This is a genomic window from Massilia varians (assembly GCF_027923905.1).
Classification (GTDB): Bacteria; Pseudomonadota; Gammaproteobacteria; order Burkholderiales; family Burkholderiaceae_D; genus Telluria; species Telluria varians_B.
On the sequence record NZ_AP026966.1, the window covers coordinates 4,710,910 to 4,723,441 of the forward strand.

At 66.2% G+C, this 12,532-nt stretch carries 11 protein-coding genes, 1 tRNA gene and 2 pseudogenes; 8 read left to right on the forward strand and 6 right to left on the reverse strand.

Annotated features, from left to right (window positions below):
* Positions 1–3: 3 nt before the first annotated feature.
* Positions 4–117, forward strand: a pseudogene (locus MasN3_RS21310) (zinc-binding alcohol dehydrogenase family protein); the annotation flags it as partial.
* 201 nt (positions 118–318) lie between these two features.
* The gene (locus MasN3_RS21315; RefSeq protein WP_281910052.1) at positions 319–1,425 is read left to right on the forward strand and encodes an S-(hydroxymethyl)glutathione dehydrogenase/class III alcohol dehydrogenase; all 1,107 of its coding nucleotides are present in this window, start codon (positions 319–321) and stop codon (positions 1,423–1,425) included.
* A gap of 268 nt (positions 1,426–1,693) precedes the next feature.
* On the opposite strand, the pseudogene MasN3_RS21320 reads toward MasN3_RS21315, so the two are convergent.
* A pseudogene (locus MasN3_RS21320) lies at positions 1,694–2,086 on the reverse strand (IS481 family transposase); the annotation flags it as partial.
* A gap of 330 nt (positions 2,087–2,416) precedes the next feature.
* Between MasN3_RS21320 and MasN3_RS21325 the strand changes: the two are divergent.
* The 5 genes from MasN3_RS21325 to MasN3_RS21345 all read left to right on the forward strand — a co-directional run bounded on the left by MasN3_RS21325 (position 2,417) and on the right by MasN3_RS21345 (position 6,826).
* Positions 2,417–2,932 carry a hypothetical protein gene (locus MasN3_RS21325; RefSeq protein ID WP_281910055.1) on the forward strand — a complete coding sequence of 172 codons (516 nt, stop codon included), beginning with the start codon at positions 2,417–2,419 and terminating at the stop codon, positions 2,930–2,932.
* A gap of 79 nt (positions 2,933–3,011) precedes the next feature.
* Positions 3,012–3,087 (forward strand) — tRNA-Lys (locus MasN3_RS21330).
* Between the two features lie 116 nt (positions 3,088–3,203).
* Positions 3,204–4,850: a choice-of-anchor I family protein gene (locus tag MasN3_RS21335; protein WP_281910056.1), complete on the forward strand. Its 1,647-nt coding sequence runs from the start codon at positions 3,204–3,206 to the stop codon at positions 4,848–4,850.
* 89 nt (positions 4,851–4,939) lie between these two features.
* Entirely contained in the window at positions 4,940–5,533 is a 594-nt protein-coding gene (locus tag MasN3_RS21340; protein ID WP_281910057.1) for an IMPACT family protein, read from the forward strand.
* 114 nt (positions 5,534–5,647) lie between these two features.
* Complete coding sequence (locus MasN3_RS21345) at positions 5,648–6,826, forward strand: MFS transporter (RefSeq protein WP_281910059.1); 1,179 nt, start codon at positions 5,648–5,650, stop codon at positions 6,824–6,826.
* 6 nt (positions 6,827–6,832) lie between these two features.
* Here the strand turns inward: MasN3_RS21345 and MasN3_RS21350 are convergent, their stop codons facing one another.
* Positions 6,833–7,399: a cysteine hydrolase family protein gene (locus tag MasN3_RS21350; protein WP_281910061.1), complete on the reverse strand. Its 567-nt coding sequence runs from the start codon at positions 7,397–7,399 to the stop codon at positions 6,833–6,835.
* Positions 7,400–7,506: 107 nt separating this feature from the next.
* On the opposite strand from MasN3_RS21350, the gene MasN3_RS21355 reads away from it, so the two are divergent.
* A complete protein-coding gene (locus tag MasN3_RS21355; protein WP_281910062.1) occupies positions 7,507–8,421 on the forward strand; it encodes a LysR family transcriptional regulator in 915 nt (304 codons plus the stop codon).
* A 13-nt stretch (positions 8,422–8,434) separates the two neighbouring features.
* On the opposite strand, the gene MasN3_RS21360 is transcribed toward MasN3_RS21355, so the two are convergent.
* The 4 genes from MasN3_RS21360 to MasN3_RS21375 all read right to left on the reverse strand — a co-directional run bounded on the left by MasN3_RS21360 (position 8,435) and on the right by MasN3_RS21375 (position 12,464).
* Positions 8,435–9,253, reverse strand: a complete 819-nt coding sequence (locus MasN3_RS21360; RefSeq protein WP_281910064.1) for an HDOD domain-containing protein — start codon at positions 9,251–9,253, stop codon at positions 8,435–8,437.
* A 102-nt stretch (positions 9,254–9,355) separates the two neighbouring features.
* Positions 9,356–10,339: a BON domain-containing protein gene (locus MasN3_RS21365; protein ID WP_281910066.1), complete on the reverse strand. Its 984-nt coding sequence runs from the start codon at positions 10,337–10,339 to the stop codon at positions 9,356–9,358.
* A 144-nt stretch (positions 10,340–10,483) separates the two neighbouring features.
* Positions 10,484–11,179: a hypothetical protein gene (locus MasN3_RS21370; protein WP_281910067.1), complete on the reverse strand. Its 696-nt coding sequence runs from the start codon at positions 11,177–11,179 to the stop codon at positions 10,484–10,486.
* A gap of 103 nt (positions 11,180–11,282) precedes the next feature.
* Positions 11,283–12,464 (reverse strand): MCP four helix bundle domain-containing protein, encoded by a 1,182-nt coding sequence (locus MasN3_RS21375; protein WP_281910069.1) that lies wholly within the window; start codon positions 12,462–12,464, stop codon positions 11,283–11,285.
* Positions 12,465–12,532: the final 68 nt, after the last annotated feature.

A 12,532-nucleotide genomic window follows, 5' to 3' on the forward strand; every position in this document is an offset into this window, starting at 1 on the left:
GCCATGAAAGCGGTTGCCTATCGCGCGGCACTTCCCATCTCCGCGCCTGAATCGCTGATCAACATCACGTTGCCGGACCCTGTCGCCACGGGGCGCGGCCTGCTGGTGGAAGTGCAAAATTAGTGTGTCATTTGCGCGGTTCTGGCGGGATGCGATGCAAGGCGTGCGCAGGAGTCATAGCGAGCAATGGCGACGACGAGCAACGCCGCAGCGCGCCTGTAAGAGCCGATCCAAATGTGACAGTAATTCTTGAGCGGCTCCTAAGCGGCCCGGGCTGTCGGGCACGCTTTCATTTTTATCTAAACAACCATATCAGCTATGAAAACAAAAGCAGCAATTGCATGGAAGGCAGGCGCTCCACTGACGATCGAAGAAGTGGACCTGGCCGGGCCTAGGGCGGGTGAAGTGCTGGTGGAAATCAAGGCGACTGGCATCTGTCATACCGATTACTACACCTTGTCTGGGGCGGATCCGGAAGGCATCTTCCCTGCTATTCTCGGCCATGAAGGCGCGGGCGTAGTGGTCGACGTCGGCCCCGGCGTGACGACGGTGAAGAAGGACGACCACGTCATCCCGCTCTACACACCCGAATGCCGCCAGTGCAAATTCTGCCTGTCGCGCAAGACCAACCTGTGCCAGGCGATCCGCTCGACGCAGGGCAGAGGCCTGATGCCGGACGCCACGTCACGCTTCTCGATCGGCGGCAAGCCGATTTTCCACTACATGGGCACGTCCACGTTCTCGAACTACATCGTGGTGCCGGAGATCGCGCTGGCCAACATCCGCAAGGATGCACCGTTCGCAACGGCCGCCTATATCGGCTGCGGCGTCACCACCGGGGTGGGCGCGGTGGTATTTTCGGCCAAGGTCGAAGCCAGCGCCAACGTGGTCGTGTTCGGGCTGGGCGGGATCGGCCTGAATGTGATCCAGGCGGCCAAGATGGTCGGCGCCAACAAGATCATCGGCGTCGACATCAACCCGGCGCGGGTCGAGATGGCGCGCCGCTTCGGCATGACCGACTTCGTCAACCCGAAGGAAGTGGCGAACGTGGTGGACCACATCGTCCAGCTGACCGACGGCGGGGCCGACTATTCGTTCGAATGCATCGGCAACACCACCACGATGCGGCAGGCGCTCGAGTGCACCCACAAGGGCTGGGGCCAGTCGTTCATCATCGGCGTCGCGGCGGCGGGCGAGGAAATCAGCACCCGTCCATTCCAGCTGGTGACCGGACGCGAATGGAAGGGTTCCGCGTTCGGCGGCGCGCGCGGCCGCACCGACGTGCCCAAGATCGTCGACTGGTACATGGACGGCAAGCTGCGCATCGACGAACTGATTACGCACACGTTGACGCTCGATCGCATCAACGAAGGATTCGACCTGATGAAACGGGGCGAATCGATCCGCTCGGTGGTGCTGTACTAAGGAGCCGTTCAAAAATAACTGTTACATTTGGATCGGTTCTGGCCGCGCTCTGCTGCGTTGCTCGGCGTCGCCATCGCTCGCAATGACTCCTCCTCACGCCTTGCGTCGCGGCGTGCCTTTTCCGCGGTCCGAATTGCGGCGCAATCTGTCCTGCCAGAACCGCCCAAATGTAATACTTGTTTTTTCACGTTTCCAAAGCGCTGCGCGCTTCCCTGTGGACCGCCTGTGGACAACGGTGCCCGTTGCTCACCGTCTGTCCACAGGTCGGATAGATGTGCATGAAGACCCAGCGCGTGGCGCGGTCGATGGCGACGAACAGGTAGCGACGCGAGGTCTCGTCGGGCATCTGAGGCAGGTACTTGATATCGATATGGATAAAGCCCGGCTCGTAGTCCTTGAAGGTCTTCTTGGGCGTGATGATTTCGCCTTCGGCCTTCGGGATCACGTCTTCAAGCCGCGACATGCCCTCGCGCTTGAGCAAGCGTGCAATGCCTGACCGGGCGACGTCGGGATGCACATTGTCCCGCTTGAGCCACTTTGCACCCGTCGCTCGTGTGATGCCGAAGACCTTTGCAGCCTCACGGTCAGACAGACCGGAATCCTTGATCTCCTGCCGGATTTTGGGGGTGGTACGGGCTTGCGGGTGAATGCGTGAACTCATGCTGCCAACTGCTCCTGGTGCGATTGAATGCCGGGACTGCTGAACCCGGCAATCAAGTCGCCCAGCATAGCCTTTGCACGGAACAAAGGCCAGCTACGGCGAGGAATATGATCGCACGGAACTAAACAAGTACGCTCTACCGTACAGCTTGACGATCAGATACTGCAAGGTGCAACTGCCCTGTAGATTCGCGCGGTGAGGAAGGTTGCTGTACCGATCTTGGAAGAGCCGTCCTCTACGCGCGCGGCGCGCTTCCGGCGTGTCGTGCCGCACAGAAGAAAAACCGCCGAGGATGCTACAGTTCCGACACCATCCAATTCGAGGTGTCCGGTGAAATATCTACAGAAAATCAGCAGCCTCGGTTACATTTTTATCGCCCTGCTGTTCTTCATCTGCGGCTATGGGCTGATCGTGCTTGCCGGCATGGAAATCTGGGCGACCCTGTTTGCTCCCGACAAGGAAACCGTGCAGGAGCGCTTCCAGCTCATCCTGGAATGCGTGGGACTGCTGACCATCTCCGTCGCCGCCTTCGAACTGGGCCAGACCGTGCTCGAAGAAGAGCTGCAGCGCGAAGTGCACGTCAGCTCCCCGACCCGCCTGCGCCGCTTCCTGTCGCGCTTCCTGATCGTGGTGGTGGTATCGCTGGGGGTCGAGTGCCTGATCGGCGTGTTCACGTTCCTGCATACCAAACCCGAACTGCTGCCGCAGGCGGCGTCGATCGGTATCGCCGCGGCCGTGCTGCTGGCAAGCTGGGGCTTGTTCGTGCGCCAGAACGTCGAAGCGGAGAAGCTCGAGCCGGAAGCGATGCACCAGGCGCAGGAGGAAGACAAACACGTCGAAACATGAATTGTCTTCGTGCCGGCGCAGATTCGCTCAGGAAGTTCTTGGAAAATCGCAAGAATGCCGCTATAATCTTGGCTTCTTCGGGTCGTTAGCTCAGTTGGTAGAGCAGCGGACTTTTAATCCGTTGGTCGCTGGTTCGAGCCCAGCACGGCCTACCAAAGATTCAGCAAGGAAGGCGTCATGAGCAATCGTGACGCCTTTTTTGTTTTTGGCGTCATATTGCTGTCATCCCCGCCTCCTATGCTGTCGGTTTTTCAACTCAGGAAATCCGACAATGCCGTTTCTCGACCTCGCCGCTCCTCCGACCACCCTGCGCGCCCTTGGCGCCGCCATGCTCGCCGCCGGCCTCCTTGCCGGCTGTGGCGGCGGCGATGACGACGAAGATCTGACGCCCAGGACGCTGGCGCTGGAAAAGATAGGTGGCTATGACGGCGGCAAGGTCGGCGCGGCCGAGATCACCGCGTTCGACGCGGCCAGCAAGCGCCTGTTCGTGGTCAACGGCGCCAACGGCACCGTCGACGTGCTCGACCTCGCGACACCATCCGCGCCCAAGCTGGTCGGCACCATCAGCGTCACCGGCCTCGGCGTGGGCGTCAACAGCGTCGCCATTCACGACGGCCTGGTCGCCCTGGCCATCGAAGCTTCGCCCAAGACCAATCCCGGCACGGTTGCCTTCTACAATGCCGCCGACCTGAAGCTGGTAAACAGCGTGCGCGTCGGCGCACTGCCCGACATGCTCACCTTTACCCCGGACGGCCGTACCGTGCTGGTCGCCAATGAAGGTGAACCGAACAGCTACGGCCAGGCCGACTCCGTCGATCCGGAAGGCTCGGTCAGCGTCATCACGGTCAACCGCGGCGGCGCGCCGACCGTCGCCACCGCCGACTTCCGCGCTTTCAACGGCCAGGAAGCCGCGCTGCGCAGCCAGGGCATCCGCATCTACGGCCCGGGCGCCAGCGCCGCGCAGGATCTCGAACCGGAATACATCGCCACCAGCGAGGACGGCCGCACGGCCTACGTCACCTTGCAGGAAAACAATGCCGTGGCCATCGTCGATGTCGCCAGCGCCAAGGTCACGGCGATCAAGCCGCTCGGCACCAAGAACCACAATTTGGCCGGTATGGGCATGGACGCTTCCGACGAAGACGGCGGCACCAACACCAACAGCGGCACGCCGGCGGTGAGAATCGCCCCGCAACCGGTGAAAGGCATGTACCTGCCGGACGCAATCGCCCGCTTCACCGTCGACGGCACGTCCTACCTGATCACCGCCAACGAGGGCGATGCGCGCGCCGACTGGCCGGGCTTCAACGAAGAGACGCGCGTGCGTGCCCACTGCAGCGCCGGCCTCGACCCGGCCGTGTTCGGCAATGCCGCCAACCTGGTCCTCGACTCGAACCTCGGCCGCCTGCGCATCACCACCACGCCGAATGGCGGCGGCAGCGGCAAGAACGCGGCCGGCCAGTGCACCGAGCTGTACAGCTTCGGCGCCCGCTCCTTCTCGATCTGGGATACCAACCTGAACCGCGTCTACGACTCGGGCGACGAGTTCGAGCAAAAGACCGTGGCGCTGCCGAACGCCCGATTCAATGCCAGCAACGACAACAACGATCTCGACGGCCGCAGCGCCTCCAAGGGGCCGGAGCCGGAAGGCGTCGTAGTTGGCCGCTTCGGCAGCAAGACCTATGCCTTCATCGGCCTGGAGCGAATCGGCGGCGTGATGGTCTACGACGTCAGCAAGCCTTCGGCGGCCAGCTTCGTCACCTATCTCAACACCCGCAACAACGAGAGCGGCGACCGTGGTCCGGAAGGCCTGACCTTCATCCCGGCGGACAAGTCGCCGAACAACAAGCCGCTGCTGGTCGTCGGTAACGAGACCAGCGGCAGCACCGCGATCCTGCAAGTCAACCTGTCGTATTAAGAACCTAACCCAGTAGGGAATGAGTCGCTGCCAGGAAATGCCGGCCAATGACGGTTGGCATTTCCTGGCGCGCCGCCGATAATCGGCGCATGCCACAGACCATCGCTTCCCCCGTCCACGTCGAACTCGTCATCAAGAAGAGCCGTTTCATTGCCTGCGTCCAGCCGATGCCGGACAGGGCCGGCGCCCAGCAGGTCGTCGCCAGGCTGCGCGCCGAGCACCCCGGCGCCGCCCACGTATGCTGGGCCCTGCTGGCCGGCGGCCAGTCGGCCGCGGTCGACGACGGCGAACCGAGCGGCACCGCGGGACGCCCCATGCTCGACGTGCTGCGCCACCAGGACCTGGAAGGCGTGCTGGCCACCGTGGTGCGCTACTTCGGCGGGGTCAAGCTGGGTGCGGGCGGCCTGGTGCGCGCCTATACCGACAGCGTGGCGCAAGCCCTCCTGCTGTCGCAGAAGGTGCCGATCATCAAGCTGCAGGCCATGCGCTGCACGGCGCCGTATGCGCTCGAAGGCATGGTGCGGCGCGAACTCGATGCCGCCGGCGCCCACCTGGACGCGGTGGCGCATGGCGACGAAGTCCTGTTCGATTTCAGCCTGCCCGCGCAGGATGCCGGCGCGCTGCGCACCCGGCTCGACAATGCCGGCCACGGCCGCATCGGCTGGCCAGACATCGATGAGTAAGGGTTAGTACGTACTTCATACCAAGCCGCTATACCTGTCATCACGACTCAAAAGCGGACTGGGCGCGCATCAAGCGCTATAGTGGCCGATCCTCCTCGCCACGCGCAGCGCATCTTGATCAACAAAAGCCTTCTTCCCCTCGCCCTCGGCGGCTTCGGCATCGGCATGACCGAATTCGTCATCATGGGCATCCTGCCCGACATCGCCGGCGGCCTGCAGATCAGCATCCCCCAGGCCGGCTACCTCATCACGGCCTACGCGCTCGGCGTCGTGGTCGGCGCGCCGACCCTGGTAAGCCTGATGGCGCACCGCCCGCCGCGCAGCGTGCTGATCTGGTTCATGCTGATGTTCACGCTGTTCAATGCGATGTCGGCCTTTGCGCCGAACTTCGAAGTGATGATGCTGTCGCGCTTCATGGCCGGCCTGCCGCACGGCGCTTTCTTCGGCGTCGGGGCGGTCGTCGCCAGCCGCCTGGCCGACGAGGGCAAGGTGGCCGCCGCATTGGCGACCATGTTCACCGGCCTGACGCTGGCCAACGTGGTGGGCGTGCCGGCGGGAACCTGGCTCGGCCACAACATGAGCTGGCGCGCCGTATTCCTGGTGGTGGCAGTGATCGGCCTGCTTACCGTGCTGGCCCTGCGCCAGCTGGTGCCTTTCATCGAGGCCAAGGGGCGCACCAGCCTGAAGCAAGACCTGCGCATCTTCCGCAGCCCGGCCCTGTGGCTGGCGCTGGCCATCACCTCGATCGGCACCGGCGGCTTCTTCGCCTTCTTCAGCTATATCGCGCCGCTGCTGACCGACGTCAGCGGGTTCAAGCCGTCGACGATCCCGATGGTGATGACCGTGGTCGGCGTCGGCATGACGGTGGGCGTGAACCTGGGCGGCCGCCTGGCCGACCGCGTGCCGCCGCTGCAGGCCATCCTGATCCTGCTGGTCACGATGACGGGCCTGCTGCTGTGCAATGGCCTGTTCGCGAGCTCGCAGGCGGCCATGCTGGTGCTGGCCTTCGCCACCGGCGCCAATGCGCTGGCATTGGGTCCGCCGATCCAGATGCTGCTGATCGCGCACTCGCGCGAAGCGGAAATGCTGGGATCCTCGCTGGGTCAGTCGGGCTTCAATATCGGCAACGCCCTGGGCGCCTTCCTCGGCGGGATTCCGCTGACCCTGGGCTATTCCTACGCCTCGCCACAATGGGTCGCGGCCGGACTGGCCCTGGCGGGCGTGCTGCTGTCCTTCCTGATGCTTACCCAGGGCCGTGCGCAGGCCGCCCGTCTCGCCACCTCAGGCGGCTAAGAGCGCCTAACGCTCCACGGCCGCCAGCACGTCCTCCGACCAGACCACGGTCGCGAATTCGCCATGCAGGCTGGCCAGGGCCGTGTCGTGCATCTGCTCGGCCGTATAGTGGCGGCCGTCCGGTCCGGTGCGCGCAAAGGTGGCGGTCGCGTCCGCGACAAGATAGGTCTCGAAACCGAAGTTGCCGGCCATGCGCGTCGTGGTCGAGACGCAGTGGTCGGTCGTCAGCCCCATGATCACCAGCACGTCGATGCCGGCCGCACGCAGGCGCGCCTCCAGGTCGGTGCCGATGAAGGAACTGTTGACGCTCTTGACGACCACCGGCTCGTCCGCGCGCGGCTGTCCTTCCGGCTTGTGCAGGTAGCCGGGCGTTCCCGGGCGGAACAAGCCGGTCGGCGAAGCGGAGCGGTGCTGGACGTGGAAGATCGGCCGCCCGCCAGCGCGCCAGGCCGCCAGCAGCGCGGCGATCTTCTGTTCGGCGTCCGGGTTGTTGCGTCGGCCCCAGCCGGGGTCATTGAAAGCCTGCTGCACGTCGATACTGATCAGGGCCGCGTTCAAGGATAGTGCGTTCATGGGGTGGTTCGCTCGAGTGGATCGGGGTGCCATCCTGCGCCCCAACCCGCGATGCCACAACCGACATGGCGGATAATGGGCGGCTTGACATGAAGGATTTCGATGGCATGAAGCTGAACCAACTGAAGATGCTGGTTGCCGTGGCCGAGCACGGCAGTTTCAGCGCCGCCGCCGCGGAGCTGGGCTGCACCCAATCGCGCATCAGCCATGCGATTGCCGAGCTGGAAGGCGAACTGGGCGTGCGCCTGCTGGCGCGCGGCCGCGCCGGCTCGCTGCCGACCGATGCCGGGCAGCGGGTACTGGACAAGGCGCGCCAGATGCTGCGCCTGGAAGACGGCCTGCGCGCGGCGGCCGCCGCGGATGGCGGCGTGTCCGGCAGCGTGCGCATTGCCTGTTTTCGGAGCATCGGCACCCATTTGCTGCCCCATGTGGTCGAAGCGCTGGCGCAGCGCCATCCGCAACTGCGCGTCGAGATCGACGACAGCTGCGAGCAGCGTGCCGATGTGACCGCCGCGCTGCAGGATGGCCTGGCCGAGATCGGCATCGCCCAGCTGCCGCTGGCCGGCACCCTGGCCTCCCTCCCTTACCTGCACGACGACTATGTGCTGGTGGTCCCCGCCACGCTGGCGCTGGCGAGCGATGCCGCCGGCGGCTGGCCGCGCCTGGATGGCCTGCCCTTCATCGGCCTGGCCTGCAGCGGCGCGGCGGAGATCCTGGCGCGCTGCCGCGCGGCCGGCTTCGCGCCCGAGCCGGGGCGTACCTTGAGCAACGACACCAGCATCGCCGCCATGGTCGGCCGCGGCATGGGTTATGCGATCCTGCCGCGCCTGGCCAGCTTCCCCGAAACGCCCGAGGTGCGCATCCTGCCGCTGCCGATTCCGGCACGGCGCCAGTTCGCGATCGCGGCATTGCCGGACGTGATGCGCCTGCCGCGGGTGCGCGCAGTCGTGCGGGCGCTGCGCGAGCGCCGGCTGGCGGCCCTCACGCAGGCCGGCCGCGCCGGCATCGTCGGGTGGGATTAGGAATCGGGAAGAACTAGACCAGCGTCGCGTCGCCCAGCGCCTGGGCGGTCTCGGCCGCTTCGCTGCGCAGGACCTGCAGCGTGGCCGCGTCGAGCGGGCCGGCTTCGTGGTCGTCCGCGCAGGCGCCCAGCGGCGAATCGACCAGCGCATAGCGGTTCGCCAGCAGCAGCGTGTCGAGCAGGGTGTGCGGCACCGGGTTCAGCACGCCGTCGCGCAGCCCGCCGACGGCCTCGGCCACATCGGCGGGAATTGCGAGTTTGCGCATGATCTCCAGGCTGGCCACGTCCTCGACCAGCACGCCCCAGTTCTCGGTATCGTCCTCGAGCAGGCCGGGGAACTCGTCGGCGCGCGACAGCAGGTAGAAGCCGCCGACCTCGTGCACGATGCCCGCGAACAGCGCGGTGTCGGGATCGACCCTGGTGACGTGGCGCGCGATGGCCTGCGCCAGCGCCGCCACCTGGGCGCTGTGGGTCCACAATTGCTCGGCCTTGGCGCGCAGCACCCGGTCGGCGATGCGGTGGCCGAACTGGCGCACCATCAGCGCCGCCACCAGGCCGCGCAGCCGGCGGTAGCCGATACGCAGCACGGCCGCCCGCACATTGCTCACCTGGGCGCCGCCGGCCACCCCGTAGGCGGCGGTATTGGCCAGCGCCACGGTGCGCGCGGCCAGCTGCGGCTCGGACAACACCAGTCGGATCGCCTCGTCCACATGGCAATCCGGATCGTCCAGGGCCAGTTGCAGGCGCAGCACGGCATTCACGCTGGTGGGAAAGGTGATGTCCCCGCGCGCGGCCTGGGCGGCGATGTATCCGAAGGCTTCAAGTTTGTTCACGGGGCAATTATAAGTCGGTCCGGTCCGGGACCGGCAGATGTTGTGCCAAAAAGAAAAAGCCCGCACGGCAAGCGTGCGGGCTGTCGGCCGTGCCAAGGTGTTTTACTTGACCTTCAGCGTGCTCTTGACGCGGGTGACGCCGTCGACGCCCTTGGCGACCTTCTCGGCACGCTCGGCTTCGGCTTTCGAGTCGACGAAGCCGCTCAGCATGACGACGCCCTTCTCGGTCTCGACCTTCACGGCCAGCGCGCTGGTGTCCTTCTCGGCGGCCAGGCCGGCCTTGACCTTGGCGGTGATCGCCGCATCCGACATGTTCGAGGCGGTGCGCGAGCCGGCGCGCTCGGCCGCGTTCTCGGTCTTGTCGCCGGCATGCTCGGCGGCGCGTTCGGTGCGGCCGGTCACTTCGCGGGTCTTGTCGGCAACGTTGCGGCCGACTTCCTTGGTCTTGTCGACCGCGCCGGCAAGGGCGGCACGGGTCTTTTCGCCGGCACGCTCGAGGGCCGTGTCCGGCTTGTCCTTGTTCTCGACCAGGCAAGCGGTCTTGTTGCCCTTCTCTTCGCACTTCTCGACGGCTGCGGCCTTGACCGGATCCTTGGTGTCGGTCGACGCGACCAGGCCGGCGCTGCCGGCGGCGCCCGCGGTGGCGGCGGTGCTGCCGCTGCCGCCGGTGGCGCTGGCGCGGGTGTCGCGCTTGCCGTCGATCTCCGCCAGCGCGGCGGTGCGCACCGACTTGGCGGTGTTCATGCAGCTGTCCTTCTGGTTGCCTTTCATGGCATCGCACTTCTCTTCGGCCAGCTCGTACTCGGCTTCGGCCAGCTTGCGGTGCGCGGCATTCACCCGGGCCGGGGTGTTGTCGTATTTTTGCGCGGCGGCCAGCTCGGCGCGAGCGCGCGCCACGTCGGCCTGCTCTTCGCAGACATCTTCCTTGGTCAGGGCATCGCACTTGTCCTTGGCGACGTCGTGCTCTTTCTCGATCTTCTGCATGGCGGCGCGGTAGCCGGCGGCGTCGGACTGGGCGAAAGCGGGAGCGGCGGCGATGGTGGCGCCGGCAGCGGAAGCCAGCAGTGCGGCGAGGAGTCGGTTCATGATGTGTCCCTTGTGGTCGGTTGTTGTGATGACATCATTAGACGCGCCATACCCGACAACATCTGTGCGACAACGTACACTCGTCCGCTCAGCCTGCGATTTGGCGGCCCCGACTGTTGCTGCGGGGCCACGAACCGGTGCGATTCATTCGGTCGCGAGTAGGCCTTTGCGCCAGAGCCGGTCGACCTGGTCGAACGGCGCCCCGGCCTGACCGAAGGCGGCGCCGTCGCTCGCCAAGCGCACCCAGGCGCGGGTGTCGTGGCCGCTGCGCGGCACCGCTACCTTGGCGCGCACGCCGGACAGCCAGCGGTACACATGCGCGTACGCATCCGGATTGCTATGCCGGATCCAGGCCAGCGCGGCCAGGTCGGCGAAGCCTTCTTCGCGGCGGGTCTCGCGCATGGCCTTCGATGCCGCCAGCAGCGAAGCGTCGTGGGCACGCTCCTCGCCCACCTCGACGAAGCCGGCCGGCAGCGCATGCCAGACGCCCTGCACGTAGCGCCAGCAGTGTGCGATCTCGTGCGCCGCCATGGCTTCGATCAGCACCCCTTGCTGCGCCTCGGGAATGCCTGCCAGCACGGTCTCGGCATCGGGGTTGTTGCGCAGGGAAATGACCAGCTTGCAGCGGCCCTGATTGAAACCCATGGCCAGCGGCACGTCGCCGGGACGCGGCTGGGGCTGGACGGTGATGTCGAGGGGTAGCTTGAGCTGCTGGGAGTAGGCCAGCACCGGTCCGGCGGCGCTGAGCCAGCGTTGCTCCAGTGCGGTCAGCTCGGCGGCCTGAAGTGGCGGCGCCGCCGTGAGCGCGCAGGCCGCGGCGAGGATCAGGGGCTTGAACACGAGAATTCTCCCAAGGACGATGAAATGCCTATCGGCAATTCTAGCCCGCCAACAAGTCCTTCTTTTGGGAAAATTTTTCTCTGTGTTGAGAACGGCAAACTTGTCAGTTTTGCTTGGGCAGGTCGCTGTCACCGCCCGGCAGCACCGGGGCGACCATGGCCGCGAGGCGCTGCGCCTCGGCTTCCATGGCGGCGGCGGCGGTCGATGCCTGCAGCAGGGCCGTGGTGCGGCGCGAGCTCTCGGTCTGGCCGCGCGCCTGGCCCTCTTCCAGTCCGATCGCGGAAGTCACGGCCGTGACCCGCGCCACCGCGTTCGCGATGGCCTGCAGGGCGCCGGCGTCTTCCATGTGGGCCACCGGGCTGCCGACCAGGTCGCGGATGTCCTTCACCACCGCGCTCGAGCGCAGCGCCAGCGCCTGCAGTTCCTGCACCACGGCGGTCTGCTCTTCGTCGTGCTCGCGGCTGCGCAGGGCCTGCACTGCGGTGTCGAGCGCCAGGATGTTGGCGCGGAAGGCCAGGCCGTCGATGGCGCCGACGATGTCGTCGACCCGCTTCGGCGCGGCCGCGGCTTCCACCGGTGCGGCCGGAGCCGTTTCAGCGCTGGCGGGCGGCGCCTGCTCGTCACGCGGCAGCCTGCGCACGACGTGCCAGGTGCCCACCACGGCCGCCAGCACCGCGCCGGCGACCAGCAGCAGGATCCATTGCGCGAATCCGGATGCCAGCTGGCGCGCCGAGGCCATGTCGTCGGCCGCAAGTTTCTGTTCGAGTTCGATGAAGCGGTTCAGGCTCGCGAGCCAATCCAGGAACGCCGGCGCCGCCTGCTGCGACAGCAGGGCGGCCGCTTCACGCGTTTCTCCCAGCGCATGCAGGGCGATCACGCGGTCGACCAGCGCACGGGTGCGGCGCTCCTGCTCCTTGATGGCGGCCAGGGCCTCGCGTTCCGCGGGCAGGATGCCCGGCAGTTCATGGAACAGTGCGTTCAGCGGGGAAGCGGCGCGTGCATAGGCATCGGCCAGGGTCTTGAGACGGGCGATCGGGGCTGCGGCGGCAACGGAATCGGGGGCCAGGGCGACGTCGCGCAGGGCGATCGCACGATCGTGCACGCTGCTGCGCAGTTCGAAGGCGTAGCGCAGCTTGATGCCGCTGACATCGTCGATGCGGAACAGCATCTGCTCGATCTGCCCCGCGCGCGCTGCGGCCAGCACGGAGAGCGCGATCATCAGGAGGATCACGGCGCCGTAGCCGATGGCCAGCCGCGCGCCGGTGGTAAGGGGCTTCGTCGTCATGTTCTGGTCGTTGTACAGCCCGGGAATTTCCCCCAAGCAATGCAGCGACTATAACATGCCCCCTGTAT

Coding starts and splice junctions, on each gene's coding strand:
- MasN3_RS21350 (WP_281910061.1), bottom strand. CDS start 7,399: ATGAACGCACTATCCTTGAACGCGGCCCTGATCAGTATCGACGTGCAG.
- MasN3_RS21365 (WP_281910066.1), bottom strand. CDS start 10,339: ATGAACCGACTCCTCGCCGCACTGCTGGCTTCCGCTGCCGGCGCCACC.
- MasN3_RS21315 (WP_281910052.1), top strand. CDS start 319: ATGAAAACAAAAGCAGCAATTGCATGGAAGGCAGGCGCTCCACTGACG.
- MasN3_RS21375 (WP_281910069.1), bottom strand. CDS start 12,464: ATGACGACGAAGCCCCTTACCACCGGCGCGCGGCTGGCCATCGGCTAC.
- MasN3_RS21355 (WP_281910062.1), top strand. CDS start 7,507: ATGAAGCTGAACCAACTGAAGATGCTGGTTGCCGTGGCCGAGCACGGC.
- MasN3_RS21340 (WP_281910057.1), top strand. CDS start 4,940: ATGCCACAGACCATCGCTTCCCCCGTCCACGTCGAACTCGTCATCAAG.
- MasN3_RS21335 (WP_281910056.1), top strand. CDS start 3,204: ATGCCGTTTCTCGACCTCGCCGCTCCTCCGACCACCCTGCGCGCCCTT.